This is a genomic window from Citrobacter sp. Cpo040 (assembly GCF_030332915.1).
Classification (GTDB): Bacteria; Pseudomonadota; Gammaproteobacteria; order Enterobacterales; family Enterobacteriaceae; genus Citrobacter; species Citrobacter portucalensis.
The window spans coordinates 1,483,459-1,507,918 of the sequence record NZ_JAOWGX010000034.1 but is presented as its reverse complement, the minus strand read 5'-3'; the positions used below and the strand labels follow the sequence as shown (position 1 = coordinate 1,507,918).

21 protein-coding genes and 1 tRNA gene are annotated in these 24,460 nt (G+C 52.3%); 16 read left to right on the top strand and 6 right to left on the bottom strand.

Annotation, left to right across the window (positions count from 1 at the left end):
* The first annotated feature begins 3 nt into the window (after positions 1-3).
* Together pgtB and pgtA are read left to right on the top strand one after the other, a co-directional pair.
* Entirely contained in the window at positions 4-1,998 is a 1,995-nt protein-coding gene (gene pgtB, locus OGX86_RS11965; RefSeq protein ID WP_171845906.1) for a two-component system sensor histidine kinase PgtB, read from the top strand.
* Positions 1,988-3,235 (top strand): two-component system response regulator PgtA, encoded by a 1,248-nt coding sequence (gene pgtA, locus OGX86_RS11960; RefSeq protein WP_032944112.1) that lies wholly within the window; start codon positions 1,988-1,990, stop codon positions 3,233-3,235. Before pgtB ends, pgtA begins: the two co-directional genes overlap by 11 nt.
* 105 nt (positions 3,236-3,340) lie before the next feature.
* On the opposite strand, the gene OGX86_RS11955 is transcribed toward pgtA, so the two are convergent.
* Positions 3,341-3,880 (bottom strand): DUF2058 domain-containing protein, encoded by a 540-nt coding sequence (locus OGX86_RS11955; protein WP_020996692.1) that lies wholly within the window; start codon positions 3,878-3,880, stop codon positions 3,341-3,343.
* Between the two features lie 370 nt (positions 3,881-4,250).
* On the opposite strand from OGX86_RS11955, the gene OGX86_RS11950 reads away from it, so the two are divergent.
* Together OGX86_RS11950 and OGX86_RS11945 are read left to right on the top strand one after the other, a co-directional pair.
* Positions 4,251-6,149, top strand: coding sequence for a methyl-accepting chemotaxis protein (locus OGX86_RS11950; protein WP_048224902.1), 1,899 nt, complete (start codon positions 4,251-4,253; stop codon positions 6,147-6,149).
* Positions 6,150-6,335: 186 nt separating this feature from the next.
* Positions 6,336-6,968 (top strand): ECs1377 family protein, encoded by a 633-nt coding sequence (locus OGX86_RS11945; protein ID WP_048215836.1) that lies wholly within the window; start codon positions 6,336-6,338, stop codon positions 6,966-6,968.
* A gap of 46 nt (positions 6,969-7,014) precedes the next feature.
* On the opposite strand, the gene OGX86_RS11940 is transcribed toward OGX86_RS11945, so the two are convergent.
* Both OGX86_RS11940 and OGX86_RS11935 read right to left on the bottom strand, forming a co-directional pair.
* Positions 7,015-7,089 (bottom strand) — tRNA-Arg (locus OGX86_RS11940).
* Positions 7,090-7,164: 75 nt separating this feature from the next.
* Positions 7,165-8,106, bottom strand: coding sequence for a formate/nitrite transporter family protein (locus tag OGX86_RS11935; protein ID WP_048224768.1), 942 nt, complete (start codon positions 8,104-8,106; stop codon positions 7,165-7,167).
* A gap of 288 nt (positions 8,107-8,394) precedes the next feature.
* Here OGX86_RS11935 and mlaA point away from each other — a divergent pair, with 288 nt between their 5' ends.
* Positions 8,395-9,150, top strand: a complete 756-nt coding sequence (mlaA, locus tag OGX86_RS11930) for a phospholipid-binding lipoprotein MlaA (protein ID WP_003028190.1) — start codon at positions 8,395-8,397, stop codon at positions 9,148-9,150.
* A 59-nt stretch (positions 9,151-9,209) separates the two neighbouring features.
* Here mlaA and fadL read toward each other — a convergent pair whose 3' ends face one another.
* Positions 9,210-10,541 (bottom strand): long-chain fatty acid transporter FadL, encoded by a 1,332-nt coding sequence (gene fadL, locus OGX86_RS11925; protein WP_020996688.1) that lies wholly within the window; start codon positions 10,539-10,541, stop codon positions 9,210-9,212.
* 371 nt (positions 10,542-10,912) lie between these two features.
* Here fadL and OGX86_RS11920 point away from each other — a divergent pair, with 371 nt between their 5' ends.
* The 4 genes from OGX86_RS11920 (at position 10,913) to sixA (ending at position 15,529) form a co-directional block, all read left to right on the top strand.
* Positions 10,913-11,197 (top strand): YfcZ/YiiS family protein, encoded by a 285-nt coding sequence (locus tag OGX86_RS11920; protein WP_003834838.1) that lies wholly within the window; start codon positions 10,913-10,915, stop codon positions 11,195-11,197.
* 180 nt (positions 11,198-11,377) lie between these two features.
* Positions 11,378-12,688, top strand: coding sequence for an acetyl-CoA C-acyltransferase FadI (gene fadI / locus OGX86_RS11915; RefSeq protein WP_008785369.1), 1,311 nt, complete (start codon positions 11,378-11,380; stop codon positions 12,686-12,688).
* Entirely contained in the window at positions 12,688-14,835 is a 2,148-nt protein-coding gene (gene fadJ, locus OGX86_RS11910; protein ID WP_128317523.1) for a fatty acid oxidation complex subunit alpha FadJ, read from the top strand. Before fadI ends, fadJ begins: the two co-directional genes overlap by 1 nt.
* A 208-nt stretch (positions 14,836-15,043) precedes the next feature.
* On the top strand, positions 15,044-15,529 hold the full coding sequence (gene sixA / locus OGX86_RS11905; protein ID WP_003028179.1) for a phosphohistidine phosphatase SixA: 486 nt from the start codon (positions 15,044-15,046) through the stop codon (positions 15,527-15,529).
* A 74-nt stretch (positions 15,530-15,603) separates the two neighbouring features.
* Here the strand turns inward: sixA and smrB are convergent, their stop codons facing one another.
* A complete protein-coding gene (gene smrB, locus OGX86_RS11900) occupies positions 15,604-16,155 on the bottom strand; it encodes an endonuclease SmrB (protein ID WP_003839296.1) in 552 nt (183 codons plus the stop codon).
* A gap of 166 nt (positions 16,156-16,321) precedes the next feature.
* Here smrB and prmB point away from each other — a divergent pair, with 166 nt between their 5' ends.
* The 6 genes from prmB to OGX86_RS11870 are packed head-to-tail and all read left to right on the top strand — an operon-like array spanning position 16,322 to position 20,872.
* Positions 16,322-17,254: a 50S ribosomal protein L3 N(5)-glutamine methyltransferase gene (gene prmB / locus OGX86_RS11895; RefSeq protein ID WP_003028173.1), complete on the top strand. Its 933-nt coding sequence runs from the start codon at positions 16,322-16,324 to the stop codon at positions 17,252-17,254.
* A gap of 39 nt (positions 17,255-17,293) precedes the next feature.
* Complete coding sequence (gene aroC / locus OGX86_RS11890) at positions 17,294-18,379, top strand: chorismate synthase (protein WP_003834825.1); 1,086 nt, start codon at positions 17,294-17,296, stop codon at positions 18,377-18,379.
* A gap of 3 nt (positions 18,380-18,382) precedes the next feature.
* Positions 18,383-19,207, top strand: coding sequence for a penicillin-insensitive murein endopeptidase (mepA, locus tag OGX86_RS11885; RefSeq protein WP_032944099.1), 825 nt, complete (start codon positions 18,383-18,385; stop codon positions 19,205-19,207).
* A complete protein-coding gene (locus tag OGX86_RS11880) occupies positions 19,207-20,016 on the top strand; it encodes a sulfite exporter TauE/SafE family protein (protein WP_003834821.1) in 810 nt (269 codons plus the stop codon). The genes mepA and OGX86_RS11880 overlap by 1 nt, the downstream gene beginning before the upstream one ends.
* Positions 20,016-20,564, top strand: coding sequence for an elongation factor P hydroxylase (locus tag OGX86_RS11875; RefSeq protein ID WP_003834819.1), 549 nt, complete (start codon positions 20,016-20,018; stop codon positions 20,562-20,564). Before OGX86_RS11880 ends, OGX86_RS11875 begins: the two co-directional genes overlap by 1 nt.
* A 32-nt stretch (positions 20,565-20,596) precedes the next feature.
* Positions 20,597-20,872, top strand: a complete 276-nt coding sequence (locus tag OGX86_RS11870; RefSeq protein ID WP_003028163.1) for a YfcL family protein — start codon at positions 20,597-20,599, stop codon at positions 20,870-20,872.
* Between the two features lie 114 nt (positions 20,873-20,986).
* On the opposite strand, the gene mnmC is transcribed toward OGX86_RS11870, so the two are convergent.
* A complete protein-coding gene (mnmC, locus tag OGX86_RS11865; RefSeq protein ID WP_286640105.1) occupies positions 20,987-22,987 on the bottom strand; it encodes a bifunctional tRNA (5-methylaminomethyl-2-thiouridine)(34)-methyltransferase MnmC2/FAD-dependent 5-carboxymethylaminomethyl-2-thiouridine(34) oxidoreductase MnmC1 in 2,001 nt (666 codons plus the stop codon).
* Between the two features lie 159 nt (positions 22,988-23,146).
* Between mnmC and fabB the strand changes: the two genes are divergently transcribed.
* On the top strand, positions 23,147-24,367 hold the full coding sequence (gene fabB / locus OGX86_RS11860; RefSeq protein ID WP_008785363.1) for a beta-ketoacyl-ACP synthase I: 1,221 nt from the start codon (positions 23,147-23,149) through the stop codon (positions 24,365-24,367).
* Positions 24,368-24,460 lie beyond the last annotated feature (93 nt).

Sequence of the window (24,460 nt, the reverse complement as noted above, 5' to 3'; positions counted from 1 at the left end):
TCGATACTGCAACGCCTTCGCCAACTCAGCATCAGCAGCAGCCTGCGGGGAGCCTTTCTAACGGGCGCATTACTGACGTTGAGCGTAAGCTGCGTCAGTTTATACTCCTGGCATGAGCAGAGCTCGCAGATACGCTATTCGCTTGATGATTACTTCCCGCGCGTGCATTCCGCTTTTTTGATTGAAGGGAATCTCAATCTGGTTGTGGACCAGCTTAATGAATTCCTGCTGGCTCCCAATACGACGGTTAGGCTGCAACTGCGCAATCAGATAATCTCGCATCTGGATAAAATCGAAGTGCTGAGCAGGGGGTTGCAACCAGCAGAACAGCAGCAACTGGCGGTGATTTTGCAGGACAGCCGGGCGCTGATGGCGGAACTGGACCGGGTGCTCTACAACATGTTCCTTGTCCGCGAAAAAGTGAGCGAACTTTCCGCGCGCATTGATTGGCTACATGATGATTTTACTACTGAGCTGAATTCACTGGTGCAGGATTTTACCTGGCAGCAGGGGACGTTGCTGGATCAAATCGAGGCCAAAAATGGTGATGCGGCGCTGTATCTCAAACGTGCCCGAGAGGTGCAAAACGAGCAGCAGCAGGTCTATACCCTGGCAAGAATTGAAAACCAGATCGTTGATGATTTACGCGACAGGCTCAATGAACTGAAATCGGGTAGCGACGATGGCATGCTGGTGGAGAATCACATCCGCTACCTGGAAAATCTGAAGAAAACGGCGGATGAAAATATCCGCACCCTCGATGACTGGCCCAGCACTATCACACTGCGACAAACTATCGATGAGCTGCTGGAAATCGGGATGATGAAAAATAAAATGCCCGATACGATGCGCGATTATGTCGCAGCGCAAAAAGCGCTGGTTGATGCCAGCCATGCCAGAGAGGCTACGCTTGGGCGCTTTCGAACACTGCTGGAAGCGCAACTGGGGAGTAGCCATCAGCAAATGCAGACGTTTAACCAGCGGCTGGAACAAATTGTTCGCGTCAGCGGTGGACTTATCCTGCTGGCGACGCTGCTGGCGCTACTTCTCGCCTGGGGGCTTAACCACTACTTCATTCGCTCGCGTCTGGTGAAGCGTTTTACTGCGCTCAACCAGGCCGTGGTGCAAATTGGTCTTGGCAGAACGGATGCCTCTATCCCGGTATATGGACGCGATGAGTTGGGGCGTATCGCAGGCTTGCTGCGTCATACCCTGGGCCAGTTGAGTGCGCAAAAAAATCAGCTGGAGCAGGAAGTGACCGAACGCAAGGAGATTGAATCTGATCTTCGTGCAACGCAAGATGAGCTGATCCAGACGGCAAAACTGGCGGTGGTCGGCCAGACTATGACCACGCTGGCGCACGAGATTAATCAACCGCTGAATGCGCTGTCGATGTACCTGTTTACGGCGGGGAGGGCAATCGAACAGGGGCAACCCGCTCAGGCGAGAAGCACATTAACCAAAGCGGAAGGGCTGATTACTCGCATCGATGCCATTATCCGTTCACTGCGTCAGTTTGCGCGCCGGGCCGAGCCTGGCACGCCTCTGCATCCGGTCGATCTCCGACAAACGTTCAACGCTGCCTGGGAACTGTTGGCCATGCGACACAAGCCACAGCAGGGTACGCTGACGCTCCCAGACCGGGGCGTGTGGGTGGTTGGTGATGAAGTGCGTATCCAGCAGGTACTGGTAAACGTCCTGGCAAATGCGCTGGATGCCTGTCCGGTTGCAGCGAAAATAGAGGTTCACTGGCAGACCGAAGGCAGCCGGTTGTGCGTATTTATCAGTGATAACGGCCCTGGTTGGCCTGGAGCATTATTACCATCACTGTTAAAACCGTTTACCACCAGTAAGGATGTTGGCCTCGGTATTGGCTTATCGATTTGTGTATCGTTAATGATGCAAATGAACGGCGAACTGCGCCTGGCGTCGACCCCGGGGCGCAATGCCTGCGTCGTTCTGCAATTTAATCTGACGGATGTAAACGATGTTGAGTGATGAATATTCTGTTCTGCTTATTGATGATGATGCCGATGTTCTTGACGCTTACACCCTGTTGCTTGAACAGGAGGGATATCATGTATTCGCATGCAGTAACCCTTTTGATGCCCGAAATTGGCTGCAGGCCGACTGGCCAGGGATTGTCCTGAGCGACGTGTGTATGCCTGGCTGTAATGGAATCGACCTGATGACGTTGTTTCATCAGGATGACAATCAGCTTCCGATCCTGTTGATCACCGGACATGGCGATGTCCCGATGGCGGTGGACGCGGTGAAGAAAGGTGCGTGGGATTTTCTGCAAAAACCGGTTGATCCAGGCAAACTGCTGGTGTTGGTAGAGGATGCGTTGCGGCAGAGAAAATCTGTGATTGCACGTCGTCACTATTGCCAGCAAAAGCTCCAGGTTGAACTGGTCGGCTACAGCGACTGGGTTAATCAGTACCGCCAGCGCTTACGGCAACTGGCGGAAACGGATATTGCCGTCTGGTTTTATGGCGAGCCGGGAACGGGGCGTATGACCGGAGCCCGTTATTTGCATCAGCTTGGGCGCAGCGCTGAAGGACCGTTTATCCGCGGGGAATTGACGTTAGAGAATGCGGGGCAACTCAATGACCTTATTGCCCAGGCGCAAGGGGGAACGCTGGTCCTGAGCCATATTGAGTGCCTGACGCGCGAACAGCAGCACCAGCTGGTGCATTTGCAAAGCCAGGAGCGGCGTCCGTTTCGCTTAATCGGTATTGGCGCTACTTCGTTGGTGGAACTGGCAGCAACCAACCAGATTGTGGCCGAACTTTATTACTGTTTCGCGATGACGCAAATTGGTTGCCAGCCGTTGTCTCAGCGCCCGGATGATATTGAGCCGCTGTTTCGCCATTATCTGCAGAAAGCCTGTCTGCGTCTGAACCATCCGGTGCCCGAGGTTGACGGGGAATTACTAAAAGGAATGCGGCGTCGCGTGTGGTTGAGCAATGTTCGAGAGCTGGCCAATGCCGCCGAGCTTTTTGCCGTTGGGTTATTGCCACTGGCTGAAACCGCGAATCCACAGCTACATTTGCCCGAACCGACACCGCTCGATCGTCGCGTCGATGAGTACGAGCGACAGATCATTACCGAAGCGCTTAATATTCATCAGGGACGTATTAATGAAGTGGCGGAGTATTTACAAATTCCGCGTAAGAAACTGTATTTGCGCATGAGAAAATACGGACTGAGCAAGGAACACTATAAGTTTTAGCAGACGGCATGTGGGGAAGAATAGCGGTTGACGGTATTTCGGTGGCGGCGCTAGCGTTCACCGAAATACACGACGGAACTCTGGGTGATTATCGGGGTGTTTTTCTTACCACATCAAATCGTCAGGAATGACAAAATCAGCATACGGATCGTCTTCGTCCTTCGCTTCCTGGCTCAGTTCGCAATTGAGAACAATATAGCTTGCATCGCGCTGGGCAATCTTGTCGGCGACAACAGCCGGGATAATGGCGTATTCGCTCTCGCTGCTGCTTTCAGCAGTCAGGCGGGCAATGGCCAGACGGCCCTTGATCAACTGAGACTGGGTTACCTTATCAACATAAACTTTTTTGATCAGGTTATTGTCAGTAAAGTTGTAACCAATATCGCCACGGGAAATGGTGATTTTGTTCATCTCGATCAGCTGCTTGATCTGCGCTTTGTATTCTTTAGACAATGCGGCCTGCTTCTGCTGTTCGCTGAGCTGCTTATCACGCTCGACCTGTGCTTTTTTATTTTCTTCAACCGCTTCTCTGGCTTCACGAGCCTGAACACGCGATTTTTTCGCCGTTCTCTGCACTTTCGCCATTTTTTTGCTGCTGACCAGACCTGCTTTAAGCATCTGTTCTTGTAGGGTAAGTTTTGTCATTGTCGCTTCTAATCCAAAAATCGTTGCAAGGATTATAACCTTAACGTTCGGCGGGACGCCAGAATGATGGCCGCGCCATGGCTGTTATCTCGGGCTGCTGTCACTGTCCTGTGCTTCTCTCTCTTTTGAATCAGTTAATGATTACCTGATTTTTTAATAAAAAATAATATGCCAAATAAGTTAATAAAATGGACTATAGGTTTACAAATCCGTATTAGTCAGGGTTTTATTCTGATTGAAGTAATTAAATAGAGTTATTCTGGCAAAAATTTAATCTAAAAAACAAACGGTTGCCCATTGTTCAAATTTAAAGAGCCGCTTCTTTACGCCGATAACCATAATGAAGATATGGATAATGGAGGGAAGTGGCATGTGGTGGGTTTATCGAATGCCGATGAAAATGAAGTTAATAATTGCGCTACAACCATTATTACTGGCGTTATGTTGGTTTGCTGGTTCAGGAATATTAACGCGCATTGAGACAGAACGGCAGATGGAGAATATTGCCCAACTGACAGCGCTCGCACGCAGTGCCGGAAATGTAGTGCATGAATTGCAAAAAGAACGCGGCATGAGTGTCGGGTTTCTGGGGGCTGAAGGGAAGACGTTCAAAGATGAGTTAAACGCACAGCGGGCTTTGACCGATCGCGAGATCGAGGTATTTGTGCGGTCACTGTCCGATACTGCATTACCGGAAGGGGATGTCGCCACCTCTGTCGCTACGTTTAAGAAAAACATTCTTTCTCTCTCCACTATACGGGAGAATGTCACGCAATTAGGGCTTCCGGCTTCAGATGTCGTTAAGTTTTATACCAACGTCATTGCTGATGTGCTGAATTTTGTGGGTAGATTGGGGCAGTTGACGGATTCTGGCGAGATGGCAAACGCATTTGCCGCCTACTACAACCTGCTGAATTTGAAAGAACAAGCGGGTATTGAACGGGCGCTGTTATCAAATATCTTTTCCTCCGGCCATTTCGCCGACGGACAGTTACATCAACTCAGTGATGTCGTCAGTAAACAGAACGTTTGGTTGGCAGAATCGTTACGCCTGAGTTCACCGGAACAGGCGGCCATGTTGAAAAGCCGCTTACAGTCAGCAGAAGCGTCTAAAGCCCTCGCATTTCGCGAGATCGCGTTTAACCATGTCGAGAACGGTGGATTTGGTGTCGATCCTACTACCTGGTTTAAAGTACAAACCCAGCGTATTGAAGTGATGCGGCAGATAGAAAATGTGACGGCGAATCGTCTGTTGGCGAATGCAGAAAAACTCGCGCAGGATGCACGAAAAAACTGGCAAATATATATGGCTGTTAGCCTGTTAGCGCTCCTGGCATCATTGACGTTCGCTGGGGCCATCGCAATCAATATGCACCGTCAGTTTAGTGACACGCTACGCAAGATTGCGGGTATGAATGGCGATCTGACTCAACGTCTGGCGACCCCGGGCAAAGATGAGCTTTCCTCACTTAATCGTGCCTATAACACGATGCTGGAAAGTATTCAGCATATCGTACAGGAGATTAAGCAAGGCTCCGTGGTTTTGTCCGATGCCAGTAGCAGTATTACGGCGGGAAATCAGGATCTGGCTCAACGTACAGATGAACAGGCTGCATCAATAGTAGAAGCTGTGGCCAGTATGGAGCAGTTATCAACTGCGATTACGCAAACGGCGGATAATGCCCGCGAAGCGGAGCATCTGACAATCAGACTGGAAAAAGAGGTCCGACAGGCCAGTAACGTTGCCAGTGCGGCGAACCAGAGCATGGGGGATATTCGCGCTTCCAGTGAGAAAATCTCGAATATTGTGACCTCGATTGATGATATTTCGTTTCAGACTAATTTACTGGCGCTGAATGCGGCAGTGGAAGCTGCTCGGGCAGGAGAGATGGGCAGGGGGTTTGCTGTCGTAGCTAGTGAAGTGAGAAATCTTTCGCAGCGTTGCGCCAAAGAGGCTAACCAAATCCGTGAGTTGGTCGCGCAGAATATGGTCAAAATTAGTGAGGGCGTTGAGCGGGTTACTGCATCTGCTACCGCGCTGGAAGCCGCGGCGGATAATACCACCAGTATGAAGCAATATATTGCGGATATCGCTCGTGTGGCGACGGAGCAGTCACAAGGGGTAACCCAGATAAACCTGGCATTGCGACCGATGGAACAGGTCACACAGCAAAATGCGGCGTTGGTATCTCAGGCTGCGAGCGACAGCCAGCGGCTGGACAATCTGTCGGCAACCATGAAGGATCTGGTTAACCGTTTTGTTGTCTGACGTGGCGCCGTTTAACCGACCCGGAAAACATACCGGGTCGGTTAGTTGTCGTATCCTCATGGTGAGGATACGAGGGAAGATTGGTCAGGCACTTTCAGTGGGTTAGAAAAAGATTTCTGACACAGGGATGTCGTCGCTGGTAAAGTGAGCAACCAATACCGAGATCTGGCCAGAAGGGAATTCAGTGTGACCGAGCGTATTGATTATCAGGCTGAAAAATACAGTTTTACTGAGGCGACAGAGTGTTCCCGTCTTACCGGCCAGTGGGCTGATGTTATTGCTGAATGCCGGGAAATGAAGGCGGGGCCCCAAGAACGTCTGCGTATTGCTTTATTGAATGTGGACTACGTGACTAGCTTTGAGCTGCCTTTCCGCTTGTTATTACTCCGTACTCCACAACTGATTGCCAGCGTGCGTGAAGAGCTGCAGCTTAGTCAGAAAAACGTCATCTTTAACGGCAAACGCTTTGGTTGTGTTTACAGCCTGAAAGCGAGTCTCGGTGGGATACCGGATGAATTTCAGTACCGCTTGTCACATCGTATCCGGCGCATTAGTCCTGCAGGTTCAAGCGAAGCGCCATATCAGCAGATTGCTAAAACAGTAAAAGCGCCGCGTGAACGTCTGAAGCTGGCACTGGAATCGGGCCTTGATGTCACTGCGCTGGACGGGCTTTTCTGGTTTGGCAGCCAGCGTATTGCCGCTGATGTGTTGAGGCTGAGAAAAGCAGGGATGCGGATAGCGACAAAGCAGACAATGGTGTCCGACAATCTTACTGCAACAGTGAGGAATGTGCCGTTTTACCGCCTGGCACAGGGATGAACTGACTGGTAAATGAAGGGATTATAACGGGGAGCATAAGAATTCATGGTGTCCCCTGCAGGAATCGAACCTGCAACTAGCCCTTAGGAGGGGCTCGTTATATCCATTTAACTAAGGGGACGAAGCGGCACGAGTATAGCGTTTTTTACTCACAACGGTAAGTCTCAGGCCGCCCGACTGCTCAAACAGTCACCATTCAGGCCTGTTTTTTCTGGTTTTTCTGCTTTTGCTCATCACGCTTTGCTTGCAACCTGGCTTCTTCCTTGCGTTTGTTGCTCATATCATTGCGGATCTGCGCATGGCTCATTAGCGCGAAAATAAACGTTCCGCCACAGATATTCCCGGCGAGCGTTGGTAGCGCAAAGGGCCAGAAAAAATCACTCCAGTGCAGCGTGCCATTAAAGACCAAATAGAGAATTTCCACCGAGCCGACGACGATATGCGTGGTATCACCTAACGCAATCAGCCAGGTCATCAGAATAATGACCACAATTTTTGCCGCTCCGGCGGCGGGAAACATCCACACCATGGTGGCAATTAACCAGCCGGAAATGATGGCGTTGGAAAACATCTCCACAGGAGTGTTTTTCATCACATCCATGCCGATTTTGACAAAAGCATCGCGGGTCTCTTCATCAAAAATCGGCATATGTTCAAATGCCCATGCTGCAACCCCGGTGCCAATAATATTACCCAGCAGAACCACGCTCCACAGGCGCATCAACAGGCCAAAATTGCCAAGGGTAGGGTTTTGCATCACCGGCAGTACAGCGGTGACGGTATTTTCGGTAAAAAGTTGCTGGCGGGCCATAATGACAATAATAAAGCCGAAGGTATAACCGAGGTTCTCGAGTAAAAATCCCCCTGGCACACCTTCCAGCTGTACGTGAAAAATCCCTTTTGCCAGTAGCGAGGCGCCCATCGACAGTCCTGCTGCGATGGCTGACCACAGTAGCGCCATCGCGTCACGCTCCATCTCTTTCTCCCCATCCTGGCGAATATGTTCATGGATTGCCATGGCGCGGGAGGGGAGTCTGTCCTCATCAAGCTCTATCTTTTTCCCTGTTAGCTTTTCATCGCTTTCCACCTCGAGTTCGTCGCTGTGTCGATCAATCTTATCTTTCTTGATGTCATTCATAGCCGAATCCTGAATAAGCACGTATTGCTAAAGCGTAGCGGCTTTTGTCTGAAAATCAGCGGGAGAAAGTCTGAGATAGCAAAAATAGTAACGTTTGTTTTTATCGGGTTAGTTAGAATAGAACCGCCGCGGAGTGCGCATTACCAGGCTATGATCAAATCAGTAAGACAGGGTATATAGACATCATTTGACGTGCTGTTACAATCGCTCACATCTAAACAGGCGGATACGTCATCGTTCCGTCATGGATGGCAATCAGCGATAGCCATAAAACACAGGGAGACACTTATGAAGCTTCGCCTGTCGGCGCTTGCGCTGGGAACCACACTTTTGGTGGGGTGTGCGAGCTCCGGTACTGAACAGCAGGGGCGTTCGGACCCATTTGAAGGGTTCAACCGCACCATGTACAACTTCAACTTTAATGTTTTAGATCCATACGTTGTAAGACCCGTAGCTGTTGCCTGGCGTGACTATGTTCCGCAGCCGGCGCGTAATGGTTTAAGCAACTTTACGGGGAACCTTGAAGAGCCGGCCGTCATGGTCAACTATTTCCTGCAAGGCGATCCTTATCAGGGGATGGTGCACTTTACCCGTTTCTTCCTGAATACCCTGTTAGGTATGGGCGGCTTTATCGATGTGGCAGGTATGGCTAATCCGAAGTTGCAGCGCGTTGAACCACACCGCTTTGGCAGTACGTTAGGCCACTATGATGTTGGTTACGGGCCGTATATGCAGCTTCCGTTCTACGGTAGTTTCACGCTGCGTGATGACGGCGGCGATATGGTCGATACGCTGTATCCGGTACTGTCTTGGCTGACCTGGCCGTTGTCGATAGGCAAATGGACGGTTGAAGGGATTGAAACTCGTGCGCAATTGCTCGACTCTGATGGTCTGCTGCGTCAGTCTTCCGATCCTTACATCATGGTGCGTGAAGCTTACTTCCAGCGTCATGACTTTATTGCGAACGGCGGGAAACTCAAACCAGAAGAAAACCCGAACGCGAAAGATATTCAGGACGATTTAAAAGAGATCGATTCTGAGTAAGGAATTGGGCAAATAAAAAGGTGAGCTAAAAAGCTCACCTTTTTTACGTCTGAAGAAAATCAGAATGCGTAGTTCAAGTTCATACCGTACAACCAGGCTTTCCCTTCAGATTCAAAGGAGTATGGGCCTTCTTCGAATTTCACTTTCTGACCGTGCATATAAGAGATGCCAACATCCAACGATGCATCCTTATTAAAGGCGTAGGTTGTACCCGCGCTCAGCCAGAAGCGGTCCTGATCCGGAATAGAGATGGAACGACGGTTTGCCGGAACCGGGCTATCATCAAAGGCGATACCGGTACGGAACGTCCAGGTATCATCATAGTAATAGGTAGTACCGAGCGCGATGCGATAGGAGTCTTTGAAGCCTTCTTCTTTATAGAACAAGGTTTGGCCGTTGTTGCCTTTTGCTTTCAGCTCCTGGAACTGACTCCAGCTGGTATAAGCCATGCTGTAGTGAACCGCCCACTGTGGTGCAACGCGGTTATAGCCTGAAAACTCCCACATTTCTGGCAGGTTCAGATCAAGTGAACCATCGATCGTACTGCCGTTGGTTCCTGCTGGCAGGCTCGCGAACACCGGACGCAACTGCGCAGGAATACGGTCCATTGATGGCAGATTGCTGCGGTAATCACCGTTGAAGTCAATTTTTACTTCAGAACGGTAGGTGAAACCGTAGCGGTTATCTTTATCTACTTCATAAAGAAGGCCAGCATTCCAACCGAAGCCCCACTCGTCACCTTTCAGGCGCGCAATCTGTGTATCTGCCGGATATTGCGCGGCCAGTGATGGAGGAATTCTGCCCCCGGAGCCTGCAACGATCTGCTGTGGTAAATCGCCAGCATAGCGTTCAAGCTTCGCTTTTGCATAGACGGCGTTTAAACCGAGACCGAAGCTAAAATGATTGTTCAGGCGATAAGCACCGCTCAGGTTTAGATTGAGCGTTTCCAGATCGGTTTTCCCGCCCATCGAGCCTGCTGTGTAATTATTGTTAAACTCCGTAGCCAGGCCGTAGTTAGAGGTGACTGAGGCCCCCCAACCAAACTGATCGTTAATCGGAGCAACAAAATGCACGTTCGGTATCCAGGCTGTTGGGGCGATATTATCCTGGCTGGCGTCATTGCCAATACGCGAGCGACCGGAAATATCTACATCTGGGTCAACGAAAATTGCACCTGCTGAAAAAGTAGGGCGATCGAACATCATAATCAATGCCGGGTTACGACTGGCGTTACCTGCATCATCTGCAATTGCGCCTTCACCCGAATATGCCCGGCCAAGGCCAGAGGAAGAAAATTCGTTTAACTGAAAGCCTGCAGACCAGGCCTGTGTGGAGATAATTGCCACTGCGACTGCGAGAGCAGACTTTGTAAACAGGGTTTTCTGGCTCATGACCATAACCTCATAGATTTATTTTTATACAAACAATGTTACATGCCGTAACAGGAGCGCGAAGTGTAGGGTCTGAGGTACGACTTAGAAATCAGACCAGTGGCGTGAGTATAGGTCGGACCAGCTGGAATGTTGCAAGTATGTTTATAAATATTTTCAAATTTGATCAGAGAAACGCGATCCAGCTGGCAAAATTGCGGGGGTGCGCACTCACCTGTTTGGGCGATTTTTGTTTTAGATCATTTTTAAGTGTGATTTCGGTCACTTATCGCATTTCATACAATTAACGACTGGAGAGGCGAATAATGGGAGCGTAAAATATCCCTATCGTTTATCTGGCACCTCAGGTGCGAATACAGAGGAAATCTACAATGAGTAAATGCAGTGCTGATGAAACCCCGGTTTGCTGCTGTATGGATGTTGGCACCATCATGGACAACTCCGATTGCACCGCGTCCTACAGCCGTGTGTTCGCGAATCGCGCAGAGGCGGAAGAAACGCTGGCCGCTCTGACCGAAAAGGCGCGTGGCGTGGAATCTGAGCCTTGCCAAATCACCTCGACCTTTACTGAAGAGTCAGAAGGTGTGCGTCTGGATATCGACTTTGTTTTTGCCTGTGAAGCTGAAACGCTGATCTTCCAGCTGGGCCTGCGTTAATCTCCCCCTCTGCAAAAGCCCTTGCTATCAGATAGCAAGGGCTTTTTCGTAACTGTCAGTGATTATTCACTGTGTCTTAGCTCCCACTTTCTTTTCTCTCCGCTTGGCTAAATGTAAAAAATTGGTTAAGACTATGATCAGGTCAGACCACTTATTTTATTTTTTTTACAGGGGAGTGTTATGAGTCAGGCTTTACCGCTGGTTACCCGCCAGGGCGACCGTATTGCCATTGTAAGTGGATTGCGTACGCCATTTGCTCGTCAGGCTACCGCGTTTCATGGCATTCCCGCCGTTGATTTAGGAAAAATGGTCGTCGGTGAGCTGCTGGCGCGCAGCGAAATACCTGCTGATGTGATTGAGCAACTGGTTTTTGGTCAGGTGGTGCAAATGCCTGAAGCGCCAAATATTGCTCGTGAAATCGTGCTGGGAACCGGCATGAATGTGCATACGGATGCCTATAGCGTAAGCCGAGCCTGCGCGACCAGTTTTCAGGCAGTGGCGAATGTCGCGGAAAGCCTGATGGCGGGGTCTATTCGTGCGGGAATTGCGGGGGGTGCGGACTCCTCGTCAGTCTTGCCTATTGGCGTTAGTAAAAAGCTGGCGCGGGTGCTGGTGGATGTCAATAAGGCCCGGACTACCGGTCAACGCCTTAAACTCTTTTCCCGACTGCGATTACGTGATCTGATGCCTGTGCCGCCAGCCGTCGCTGAGTATTCCACCGGTTTGCGTATGGGGGATACGGCTGAGCAAATGGCCAAAACCTATGGTATTACCCGAGAACAGCAGGACGCTCTGGCGCACCGCTCTCATCAGCGTGCCGCTCAGGCGTGGGCTGAAGGAAAGCTGGCAGATGAGGTAATGACTACCTACGCGCCACCGTTTAAAGATCCTTTTTCAGAAGATAACAATATTCGTGGTAACTCTACGCTGGCCGATTACGCCAAACTACGTCCAGCGTTTGACCGCAAGCACGGCACTGTCACCGCAGCAAACAGTACCCCGCTAACGGACGGCGCAGCCGCCGTGATCATGATGACGGAGTCGCGTGCGAAAGAGCTGGGGCTGGTGCCACTGGGGTACCTGCGTAGTTTTGCTTTTACCGCCATCGATGTCTGGCAGGACATGCTGCTGGGACCAGCGTGGTCAACGCCGCTTGCCCTGGAGAGAGCGGGTCTGACGATGGCAGATTTAACGCTGATCGACATGCATGAAGCCTTTGCCGCTCAAACGCTGGCGAATATTCAGTTGCTGGGTAGCGAACGTTTTGCCCGCGACGTGCTGGGCAGAGCACATGCCACTGGCGAAGTTGATGACAGTAAATTTAACGTGCTGGGTGGATCGATTGCCTATGGGCACCCCTTCGCCGCTACCGGTGCGCGCATGATTACCCAAACCCTCCATGAGTTACGACGTCGTGGCGGTGGTTTTGGTTTAGTGACCGCCTGTGCAGCTGGTGGTTTGGGTGCAGCCATGGTTCTGGAGGCGGAATAATGGAAATGGCATCGGCTTTTACACTAAACGTACGTCTGGATAACGTTGCTGTTGTCACCATTGATGTGCCCGGAGAGAAAATGAACACCCTGAAAGCGGAGTTTGCTTCTCAGGTACGGGCCATTCTGAAGCAAATCCGCGATAACAAAGCATTGCGCGGCGTGGTGTTTATTTCGGCTAAACCCGATAACTTCATTGCCGGGGCGGATATCAACATGATTGGTAGCTGTCGTAGCGCGCAGGAAGCCGAAACGCTGGCCCGTCAGGGGCAGCAGATGATGGCGGAAATTAATGCCTTGCCGATCCCGGTTATCGCCGCGATTCATGGCGCATGCCTCGGCGGTGGCCTGGAGATGGCGCTGGCGTGCCACAATCGTATTTGTACCGATGATGCTAAAACCGTTCTGGGTTTACCGGAAGTACAACTTGGCTTGTTGCCCGGCTCCGGTGGTACGCAGCGGCTGCCGCGCCTGATTGGCGTCAGTACCGCACTGGATATGATCCTCACCGGAAAACAATTACGCGCAAAACAGGCGCTGAAAGTTGGTTTAGTGGATGAAGTTGTACCGCATTCCATTTTGCTGGAAGCGGCCGTTGAACTGGCTAAACAGGACAGTTCTGCGCATCGAACACTGCCCGTGAGAGAGCGAGTGTTGGCGGGGCCGCTGGGGCGGGCGCTGTTGTTCCGCATGGCCAGTAAAAAGACGGCGCAAAAAACGCAAGGTAACTACCCTGCAACAGAACGTATCCTTGAGGTCATCGAAACCGGGCTAGCGCAAGGCAGCAGTAGCGGTTACGACGCTGAGGCCCGCGCGTTTGGTGAACTGGCGATGACATCCCAGTCTCAGGCGCTACGGCACATCTTTTTTGCCAACACCGATGTGAAAAAAGATCCCGGAAGTGATGCGAAACCTGGCCCGCTAAACAGCGTAGGTATTTTGGGGGGCGGTCTGATGGGCGGGGGTATTGCCTACGTGACGGCCTGTAAAGGCGGCTTGCCTGTGCGCATCAAAGATATAAACGCTAAGGGAATCAACCACGCGCTGAAGTACAGCTGGGATCAGCTTGAAACGAAGGTTCGCCGCCGTCATATCAAAGCCAGCGAACGCGATAAACAACTGGCGCTGATTTCGGGATCAATCGACTACCGTGGCTTTGCGCATCGCGATCTAATTATTGAAGCCGTGTTTGAAGATCTGTCGCTAAAACAACGGATGGTGGCAGAAGTTGAGCAAAATTGCGCACCTCATACCATTTTTGCTTCTAACACCTCCTCTTTGCCCATTGGCGATATTGCTGCGAACTCTGCCAGGCCCGAACAAGTGATTGGTTTACACTTTTTTAGTCCGGTGGAAAAAATGCCGTTGGTCGAAGTGATCCCGCATGCCACGACCTCTGAGCAGACAATTGCAACTACCGTTAAGTTAGCGAAAAAACAGGGCAAAACGCCGATAGTGGTGAGAGATAAGGCCGGCTTTTACGTTAACCGCATTTTAGCGCCTTATATTAACGAAGCGATTCGTATGTTGACCGAAGGCGAGCGGGTCGAAACCATAGACGCCGCGCTGGTTAAGTTTGGTTTTCCAGTTGGGCCAATCCAACTTTTGGATGAGGTCGGAATTGATACGGGCACTAAAATTATACCAGTGCTTGAGGCTGCATATGGAGAACGTTTTAGCGCGCCTGCAAATGTTGTTGCTTCAATTTTGAATGACGATCGCAAAGGTAGAAAAAATGGTCGGGGTTTCTATCTTTATGCTGCGAAAGGGCGTAAAAGCAAAAAACAGGTCGACCCTGCAATTTATACGCTTATTGGCGTCCAGGGTCAGGGCCGACTTACCGCCGCGCAGATAGCAGAGCGGTGCGTTATGTTAATGCTCAATGAAGCAGCCCGTTGTTTCGACGAGAAGATAGTCCGCAGCGTACGTGATGGCGACATCGGCGCTGTATTTGGTATTGGTTTTCCGCCATTCCTCGGCGGCCCGTTCCGGTATATGGATTCTCTCGGCGCGGGTGAAGTGGTTGCGGTTCTGCAACGGCTGACCACGCAGTACGGCTCGCGGTTTACGCCGTGTGAGCAGTTATTGCAGATGGCGGAACGCAGTGAAAGATTCTGGAATATTGGGGAAACTGACCTGAATTCATGAGGTCAAAGGTAGGATGAATCCGCACTGAATGTATGGGTCGCGCTCAAAATGTAAACAGAGATTGACTATACTTACGCCGTTGAGGTAAAAAACAGCGTTTCATTCGGTGAATGGATAAGGCACAATGCCGGCCACCATATCGTTACCACAGCCAATAGGGGCTGTGAATAAAGGTAGTGGTGATTCTGGTTAACAAAAGCGGTGCAATATGCAAGTTTTTATCATGCGTCACGGCGACGCGGCCCTCGATGCCGCCAGTGATTCGGTTCGTCCCTTAACCTCCTGTGGTTGTGACGAATCTCGCCTGATGGCGAACTGGCTGAAAGGTCAAAAAGTGGATATCGAACGTGTTCTGGTGAGCCCGTTCCTACGAGCCGAACAAACGCTGGATGTGGTGGGGGAGTGTATGAACCTGCCAACCGGTGTTGATGTTTTGCCGGAGCTGACTCCCTGCGGCGATGTCGGTCTGGTCAGCGCCTATTTACAGGCTCTGGCCAATGAAGGTATTGCCACGGCACTGGTTATCTCTCACTTGCCTTTAGTGGGATATCTGGTGTCTGAGCTTTGCCCTGGTGAAACACCGCCGATGTTTACCACATCAGCGATTGCCAGCGTTACGCTTGATGAGAGCGGGAAGGGTACTTTTAACTGGCAGATGAGCCCGTGTAACCTGAAAATGGCAAAAGCGATTTAAACAGGCCGGATAAGGCGCAGCCGCCACCCGGAAAATCAAAGAGCCGCAAATGCGGCTCTTTTTGTTTTTCTGCATCACGGAAGTTCGGGCGGTAGCCACTCTTCCACTTCAATCAGCACCAGCAGCGCGGCGTCGCCACCGTATTCTTTCGGCGCCTGATGAAAGGCCATCACGTGCGGATGCTGTGCCAGCCAGAGCGGCGTCTGCTGTTTCAGAATATGTTTTCCGTGGCCATGCATCACGCAGGCGCAAAATACATGCTCACGGCGACAGGCGGCAATCAGCGCGCCTAACTCTTGTTTGGCCTGTTGCTGGGTCAGCCCATGCAGATCGAGAAACAGCTCCGGAGAGTAATCGCCACGGCGCATTTTCTTCAGTTCGAAATGGCTGACGTCGGCGCGCAGGTATCTTACCGGACCGTCCGTATTCAGCAGCGGCTGAAACTCATCCGAGAAATAGTGGCTGGCATCAGCCTGCTCCTGTAGCAGTCTTTTAACCGGAACCTCGGCAATTTTTTTACGTGGAGGTCGGTGAACAATGGTGTCCTGTTTAATTTTACGCGTGCCGGTCATCAGCTGGCGAAACAGCGTCTGATCCTCCTCGCTGAGCGATGTTTTCTTTTTCATTCGAGAGTCTCAACTTTTATTTTCCGTTAGTTTAACCCGACTCGGCGGGCATCCGATCGCTTAAAACGCAATTTTCGCGTTCAGGCCCCGTGTGAATGCTGATTTATCGCCGTCTTCGTGGCAAACTAGCCGCCGAAATTAATACGAGCATGCCCTGGAGGAATACGTGGATAAAATTTTCGTCGATGAAGCAGTGAGTGAACTGCATACCATTCAGGACATGTTGCGTTGGGCGGTCAGCCGTTTTAGCGCGGCGAACATCTGGTATGGCCATGGCACGGATAACCCATGGGACGAGGCCGTACAACTGGTGCTGCCGTCACTTTATTTGCCGTTGGATATTCCAGAAGATATGCGTACCGCGCGTCTGACCTCCAGCGAGCGTCATCGTATTGTTGAACGCGTGATTCGCCGCGTCAACGAGCGCATTCCGGTTGCTTATCTGACCAACAAAGCCTGGTTCTGCGGGCATGAGTTTTATGTTGATGAACGCGTGCTGGTTCCGCGTTCACCGATTGGCGAGCTTATCAATAACCGCTTTGCGGGCCTTATTAATGAGCAACCACAGCATATCCTCGATATGTGTACTGGCAGCGGCTGTATTGCCATTGCCTGCGCGTATGCCTTCCCGGAAGCCGAAGTGGATGCGGTGGATATTTCCACTGACGCGCTGGCGGTGACCGAACACAATATTGAAGAACACGGCCTGATTCATCACGTCACGCCGATCCGTTCCGATCTGTTCCGCGATCTGCTGAAAGTCCAGTATGACCTGATTGTGACCAACCCGCCGTATGTCGATGCAGAAGATATGTCCGATCTGCCAAACGAATATCGTCACGAACCTGAACTGGGTCTGGCGTCCGGCAGCGATGGGCTGAAACTTACCCGCCGCATTCTGGGGAACGCCCCAGACTACCTGTCAGATAACGGTATTCTGATTTGTGAAGTCGGAAACAGCATGGTACATCTGATAGAGCAATATCCGGATGTACCGTTCACCTGGCTGGAGTTCGACAACGGCGGTGACGGCGTATTCATGCTGACCAAAGAGCAGTTAGTTGCTGCTCGCGAGCACTTCAGCATTTATAAAGACTAATTACACGCGCACATACACAACACGCATAACGGAGCCGTGATGGCAGGAAACACAATTGGGCAACTCTTTCGCGTAACCACTTTCGGCGAATCACACGGGCTGGCGCTCGGTTGTATTGTCGATGGTGTTCCGCCGGGCATTTCTCTGACGGAAGCTGACCTGCAGCACGATCTCGACAGACGCCGTCCGGGCACATCGCGCTACACTACGCAGCGTCGTGAGCCGGATCAGGTGAAAATCCTCTCCGGGGTGTTCGAGGGCGTTACCACAGGCACCAGCATTGGCCTGCTGATCGAAAATACCGATCAGCGTTCACAGGATTACGGCGCGATTAAGGACGTTTTTCGTCCGGGACACGCCGACTATACCTATGAGCAAAAATATGGCCTGCGCGACTACCGTGGCGGCGGACGTTCATCCGCACGTGAAACGGCGATGCGCGTGGCGGCCGGAGCGATTGCCAAAAAATATCTGGCGGAAAAATTCGGCGTTGAGATCCGCGGCTGCCTGACGCAGATGGGTGATATTCCGCTGGAGATCAAAGACTGGTCCCAGGTGGAACTTAACCCGTTCTTTTGCCCGGACCCGGATAAACTCGAAGCGCTGGACGAACTGATGCGCGGGCTGAAGAAAGAAGGTGACTCAATCGGAGCGAAGGTGACCGTTGTTGCACGCGGTGTACCTGCGGGTCTCGGCGAACCTGTATTCGACCGCCTGGATGCTGACATCGCCCATGCGCTGATGAGCATTAACGCCGTTAAGGGCGTTGAGATTGGCGATGGATTTGACGTTGTTGCGCTGCGCGGCAGTCAGAACCGTGACGAAATCACCAAAGAAGGTTTCCAGAGTAACCATGCGGGCGGCATTCTGGGCGGGATCAGCAGCGGGCAGCAAATCATTGCTCATATGGCGCTGAAACCGACGTCCAGTATTACCGTTCCTGGGCGCACTATTAACCGCTTTGGAGAAGAAGTCGAAATGATCACTAAAGGTCGCCACGATCCGTGCGTAGGGATCCGCGCCGTACCGATCGCCGAGGCGATGCTGGCGATCGTATTGATGGATCACCTGCTGCGTCAGCGGGCGCAAAATGCGGACGTGAAGACCGATATTCCACGCTGGTAAGAGATGAAAAAAACGGCACTTGCGGCGCTGGCTCTGTTTGCCAGTACCGCCTGTCTGGCGGCGACGCCCTGGCAGAAAATTACCCATCCGGTTGCAGGAAGTGCGCAGTCTATCGGCGCGTTTTCCAATGGCTGTATTGTTGGCGCTGATACGCTGCCTGTACAGTCAGAACACTATCAGGTGATGCGCACCGATCAGCGTCGTTACTTTGGCCATCCGGATCTGGTGAGGTTTATCCAGCGTCTGAGTTATCAGGCCAATAGTCAGGGGCTGGGCACGGTGTTAATCGGCGATATGGGGATGCCGGCCGGTGGGCGTTTCAATGGCGGTCACGCCAGCCACCAGACGGGACTGGATGTGGATATTTTCCTGCAACTGCCGAAAACGCGCTGGACCCAGTCGCAACTGCTGCGGCCGCAGGCGTTAGATCTGGTCTCACAGGATGGCAAACGTGTTGTGCCGTCACTGTGGAAACCGGAGATTTTCAGCCTGATCAGGCTGGCTGCAAAAGATAATGAAGTAACGCGTATTTTCGTGAATCCGGCGATTAAGCAACAACTTTGTCTGGATGCAGGGACCGACAGGGACTGGTTGCGTAAAGTGCGGCCGTGGTTCCAGCATCGTGCGCATATGCACGTGCGGTTACGTTGCCCTGCCGACAGCCTTGAGTGCGAAGATCAACCGTTACCGCCACCGGGTGACGGCTGTGGCGCAGAGCTGCAAAGCTGGTTCGAACCTCCAAAACCTGGAACCACCAAGCCTGAGAAGAAGACACCGCCGCCGTTGCCGCCTTCCTGCCAGGCGCTACTGGACGAGCATGTACTCTAATGGATCATTTTGCCTCTCTGTTTATGGTGTCGCCACTGCTGTTAGGTGTGCTTTTTTTTGTGGCGATGCTGGCAGGTTTTATTGATTCTCTGGCCGGAGGTGGTGGTCTACTCACCATCCCGGCATTGATGGCGGCCGGGATGCCACCTGCGCAAGCGCTGGCGACCAATAAGCTGCAAGCCTGCGGGGGATCTATCTCTTCCTCCCTCTATTTTATTCGTCGGGGTGTGGTGAATCTGGCGGATCAGAAGCTCAATATCTTCATGACCTTTATCGGCTCAATGAGTGGCGCGCTGTTGGTTCAGCACGTGCAGTCAGATGTTCTGCGCCAGATCCTGCCAGTATTGGTTATCTGTATTGGCCTTTACTTTCTGTTGATGCCGAAAATCGGGGAAGAGGATCGACAGCGCCGACTGCACGGTTTGCCTTTCGCGCTGGTGGCCGGGGGCTGCGTCGGCTTTTACGATGGCTTTTTTGGTCCGGCGGCGGGGTCGTTCTACGCGCTGGCTTTTGTCATGCTGTGCGGATACAACCTGGCGAAATCGACGGCCCACGCCAAAGTATTAAATGCCACATCGAATATCGGTGGGTTGTTGCTGTTTGCCCTCGGCGGCAAAGTGATTTGGGCGACAGGTTTTGTGATGCTCATTGGCCAGTTTATTGGCGCACGGATGGGCTCTCGACTGGTACTCAGCAAAGGACAAAAACTCATTCGGCCAATGATCGTTATTGTCTCCGCCGTGATGAGCGCCAAGCTACTTTATGATAATCATGGACAGGAGATTCTCCACTGGCTGGGGATGAACTAATGAATAATACGCATCACTACGAACAGTTAATTGAGATTTTTAACGGCTGCTTTGCCGATGAATTTAATACCCGTCTGATTAAAGGCGACGACGAACCGATCTATCTTCCAGCGGATGCGGAATTACCGTATCACCGTATCGTTTTTGCGCATGGTTATTACGCCAGTGCGTTACACGAAATTTCACACTGGTGCATCGCCGGTAAAGCCCGTCGTGAACTGGTCGATTTCGGTTACTGGTACTGCCCGGACGGACGCGACGCGAAGACACAATGCCAGTTTGAAGACGTGGAAGTGAAGCCGCAGGCGTTTGACTGGTTGTTTTGCATGGCGGCGGGCTACCCGTTTAACGTCAGTTGCGACAATCTGGAAGGAGACTTTGAACCGGATCGCGTGGTATTCCAGCGCCGTGTTCATGCTCAGGTGATGGAGTACCTGGAAAAGGGGATCCCTGAACGTCCGGCGCGTTTCATTAACGCGTTACAGAATTATTATCACACGCCTGAACTTACGGCGGAACAATTCCCGTGGCCCGAAGCGCTCAACTGAAGCCGCTGCCACGTTTACAATGAGGAAATAAGATGATCGCGGAGTTTGAATCACGCATTCTGGCATTAATCGACGATATGGTAGAGCACGCCAGCGATGATGAGTTGTTTGCCAGTGGCTATTTGCGTGGGCACCTGACGCTGGCTGTGGCTGAGCTGGATGCTGGCGAGGACCATTCCGCTGAGGCATTGTACGCCAATGTGACCAGCAGCCTGGAAAAGGCCATCAGCGCAGGCGAACTCTCGCCGCGTGACCAGGCGTTAGTGAAAGAGATGTGGGACACACTGTTCCAGAAGGCAACGCAATAATAATTGCAGTGGATTGTGCCGGATGGCGACGCGAAGGCGTCTTATCCGGCCTACGCGGACGGGGGTTGTAGGCCGGATAAGCGTAGCGCCATCAGGCAATGGCGAGATGGTATCTTATTTCACCGCTTTACCCTTCAATAACTTCCTTACCCACAGACGATTCGGATTCAGCGCTGCCAGCGTGTTGGCATCCATTGGTATGGGTTCATTGCTCATTTGCGATGCCAGAATTTCTGCACACAGCGGGGCAGTACACAGCCCGCGCGAGCCCAGCGCACCCAACATAAATAAATCGGAATACACCGGGGCGTTTACGGCGTGCACTTTGTCTTCGGCAAGAGTGGCATACTGGCTGAGCGTGGCGTCATAATCCGCGACGTTGCCGACCATCGGCATGTGGTCGCGCGTGGCGCAGCGCACTCCACAACGGGCGGCATTGCCACTAACGTCTACTTCTTTTGCCCATGCGGCATTCGGGAAACAATCTATTAAGCGCTGACGGTTTTGCTGCTGATCGTCCGCGCGATACACCGTTTCTTCACTTCCGCGATGATAGCTGGCGCCAATGCAGTGCTGCTGGTTTTGCGGGTTGTGCGGCGTGAGGTAGCCGTCATAGCACAGCACCTGGCGCAGCGCTGAAAGCGAAGGCGTAGTAGGAATGTGACTCACCTGACCGCCTACGGAGTACACTGGTAGCGACTGCGTTTGCTCAACGCCGTTAATGCGATGCCCGTTAGCCAGAACTATAGCAGCGTGAGTGGCGGTTTCGCCACTGGCAAACGTCAATTGCCAGTGTTCTGTCTGGCGAGACAGCGAGGCCAGCGTATGTTGATACCGCGTGCGTAATCCCAGCGTTGCGGCGTAGTCGAATACGGCGGCGGTTAACTGTGCCGGACACAGCCATCCTCCGGCAGGGTACTGAATCCCGCCGCATCCGGTTTCGACGCCGGTCGTTTGTAAAACCTGCTCTGCGTTAACGCTGACGGCGAGCGCATCAGGCAATTCAAGGGACAGCATTTGGTCGATTTTTTGCTGGCTTTTTTCATCCCACGCCAGTTGCGTCACACCGCACCAGTCATGCGCGAACTCAACGGGGAGGGCGTCATACAGTCGACGAGCGAAGGTAAACGCGGTGGGGAAAAAGAGATTAATGGCCGCGTCATGCTTGCTGATTAGCGGATAAAGCGCGCCCTGGCGATTGCCGGAGGCACCCCCGGCTGGATTATCGTCGGCGCAATAGAGTGTGACCTGCCAACCGCGACGCAGTAACGCCAACGACAGCAATGCGCTGGCAATCCCCCCGCCAATAATGGCGGCTTCGCGTTTATCTGTTCCGGAACGTGCAAACCAGGGAGCCGATGAAGGGAGCGTCAGCGTCTGTTCCATTACGCCACAGAGCATTTCACGTTTGCGACCAAAGCCTTTGCATTTTTGCATCGTAAACCCGGCTTCCTGCAACCCCCGACGCACAAAGCCCGCTGAGGTGAAGGTCGCCAGCGTACCGCCGGGACGAGCCAGACGGGCCATTGCGTTAAACAGCGTTGGCGTCCACATATCCGGATTTTTTGCCGGTGCGAAACCGTCCAGAAACCAGGCGTCCACTTTTTGATTCAGGGAGTCATCGAGCTTACTGGTCAGTTCGTTAATATCGCCAAACCACAGATCCAGCGTGACGCGTCCTTCATCAAGGAGCAGGCGATGGCATCCCGCCAGTGGCAGCGGCCATTGCTCTTGCAGCGCCGTGGCCCACGGGGCAAGTTCTGGCCAGTGCTGATGGGCTAAGGTGAGATCTTCGCGCGTTAGCGGATATTTTTCAAAACTGATGAAATGTAATCTTTCCAGGGTAGCTTCAGGATGGCTATCGCGAAAACCGGTAAATGCCTGCCAGAGCGTCAGGAAGTTAAGTCCGGTGCCAAACCCGCTTTCTGCCACCACCAAGAGGGGACGTGAATGCGCGGGGAATCGCTGGGCGAGATGATTCCCGCCGAGAAAGACGTAACGTGTCTCTTCCAGCCCGTTATCATTAGAAAAATAGACATCGTCAAAATCTCGGGAAACAGGTGTACCCTCAGCGTTGAATTCAAGGTTTGCAGGTTGTATAGCGTATTGTTTCACGTAAGTTACTCGTCTGGCAGGCTGTGCCCCGATCTTAGCGATGAGTGCCTGGCTGCGCAAATTTCCACATTAAATGGCTGATCGGACTTGTTCGGCGTACAAGTGTACGCTATTGTGCCACTCGAAACTTTAAAATAGTGCGACTTACAGAGGTATTGAATGAAACGTGCAGTGATTACTGGCTTGGGCATCGTTTCCAGCATCGGTAATAACCAGCAGGAAGTCCTGGCATCTCTGCGTGAAGGACGTTCAGGGATCACTTTCTCTCAGGAGCTGAAGGACTCCGGCATGCGTAGCCACGTTTGGGGCAACGTAAAACTGGATACCACTGGCCTCATTGACCGCAAAGTAGTGCGCTTTATGAGCGACGCATCCATCTATGCATTCCTTTCTATGGAACAGGCAGTGGCTGATGCCGGCCTTGCAGCAGAAGATTACCAGAACAACCCGCGCGTTGGCCTGATTGCAGGTTCCGGCGGCGGCTCCCCGCGTTTTCAGGTGTTCGGTGCTGACGCAATGCGTAGCCCGCGAGGTCTGAAAGCGGTTGGCCCGTATGTGGTCACCAAAGCGATGGCGTCCGGCGTTTCTGCCTGCCTCGCAACGCCGTTCAAAATTCACGGCGTAAACTACTCTATCAGCTCTGCCTGTGCGACATCCGCGCACTGTATCGGTAACGCGGTAGAACAAATTCAGCTGGGCAAACAGGATATCGTTTTTGCTGGCGGCGGCGAAGAGCTGTGCTGGGAAATGGCGTGTGAATTCGACGCCATGGGCGCGCTGTCTACCAAATACAACGATGCACCGGAAAAAGCTTCCCGTACCTATGACGCACACCGTGACGGTTTCGTTATCGCTGGTGGTGGCGGTATGGTCGTGGTCGAAGAGCTGGAGCACGCGCTGGCACGTGGCGCGCATATCTACGCGGAAATCGTCGGTTACGGCGCAACGTCCGATGGCGCAGACATGGTTGCTCCGTCTGGTGAAGGCGCAGTACGTTGCATGCAAATGGCGATGCACGGTGTAGACACCCCGATCGACTACCTGAACTCTCACGGTACCTCTACCCCGGTAGGCGACGTGAAAGAGCTGGGTGCAATCCGTGAAGTGTTTGGCGACAACAGCCCGGCAATCTCTGCGACTAAAGCCATGACCGGCCACTCCCTGGGCGCAGCTGGCGTACAGGAAGCTATCTACTCTCTGCTGATGCTGGAACACGGCTTTATCGCGCCGAGCATCAACATTGAAGAGCTGGATGAGCAGGCGGCAGGTCTGAACATCGTGACCAAACCGACCGAGCAGGCGCTGACTACCGTGATGTCTAACAGCTTCGGCTTTGGCGGCACTAACGCAACGCTGGTCATGCGTAAGCTGAAAGCATAAGACAGTGTGCCGGATCTTATATCCGGCTCATGCTGTACAGTAAAGGGAGCCGTCAGGCTCCCTTTTTTATATCGTTGACAATCGATCGGGTTT

What these genes read in the sequence shown, in the direction of transcription:
- pgtA (WP_032944112.1), top strand. Translation starts at nt 1,988, where the DNA reads ATGTTGAGTGATGAATATTCTGTTCTGCTTATTGATGATGATGCCGAT.
- OGX86_RS11955 (WP_020996692.1), bottom strand. Translation starts at nt 3,880, where the DNA reads ATGACAAAACTTACCCTACAAGAACAGATGCTTAAAGCAGGTCTGGTC.
- OGX86_RS11950 (WP_048224902.1), top strand. Translation starts at nt 4,251, where the DNA reads ATGTGGTGGGTTTATCGAATGCCGATGAAAATGAAGTTAATAATTGCG.
- OGX86_RS11935 (WP_048224768.1), bottom strand. Translation starts at nt 8,106, where the DNA reads ATGAATGACATCAAGAAAGATAAGATTGATCGACACAGCGACGAACTC.
- mlaA (WP_003028190.1), top strand. Translation starts at nt 8,395, where the DNA reads ATGAAGCTTCGCCTGTCGGCGCTTGCGCTGGGAACCACACTTTTGGTG.
- fadL (WP_020996688.1), bottom strand. Translation starts at nt 10,541, where the DNA reads ATGAGCCAGAAAACCCTGTTTACAAAGTCTGCTCTCGCAGTCGCAGTG.
- OGX86_RS11920 (WP_003834838.1), top strand. Translation starts at nt 10,913, where the DNA reads ATGAGTAAATGCAGTGCTGATGAAACCCCGGTTTGCTGCTGTATGGAT.
- fadI (WP_008785369.1), top strand. Translation starts at nt 11,378, where the DNA reads ATGAGTCAGGCTTTACCGCTGGTTACCCGCCAGGGCGACCGTATTGCC.
- fadJ (WP_128317523.1), top strand. Translation starts at nt 12,688, where the DNA reads ATGGAAATGGCATCGGCTTTTACACTAAACGTACGTCTGGATAACGTT.
- sixA (WP_003028179.1), top strand. Translation starts at nt 15,044, where the DNA reads ATGCAAGTTTTTATCATGCGTCACGGCGACGCGGCCCTCGATGCCGCC.
- smrB (WP_003839296.1), bottom strand. Translation starts at nt 16,155, where the DNA reads ATGAAAAAGAAAACATCGCTCAGCGAGGAGGATCAGACGCTGTTTCGC.
- aroC (WP_003834825.1), top strand. Translation starts at nt 17,294, where the DNA reads ATGGCAGGAAACACAATTGGGCAACTCTTTCGCGTAACCACTTTCGGC.
- mepA (WP_032944099.1), top strand. Translation starts at nt 18,383, where the DNA reads ATGAAAAAAACGGCACTTGCGGCGCTGGCTCTGTTTGCCAGTACCGCC.
- OGX86_RS11880 (WP_003834821.1), top strand. Translation starts at nt 19,207, where the DNA reads ATGGATCATTTTGCCTCTCTGTTTATGGTGTCGCCACTGCTGTTAGGT.
- OGX86_RS11875 (WP_003834819.1), top strand. Translation starts at nt 20,016, where the DNA reads ATGAATAATACGCATCACTACGAACAGTTAATTGAGATTTTTAACGGC.
- OGX86_RS11870 (WP_003028163.1), top strand. Translation starts at nt 20,597, where the DNA reads ATGATCGCGGAGTTTGAATCACGCATTCTGGCATTAATCGACGATATG.
- fabB (WP_008785363.1), top strand. Translation starts at nt 23,147, where the DNA reads ATGAAACGTGCAGTGATTACTGGCTTGGGCATCGTTTCCAGCATCGGT.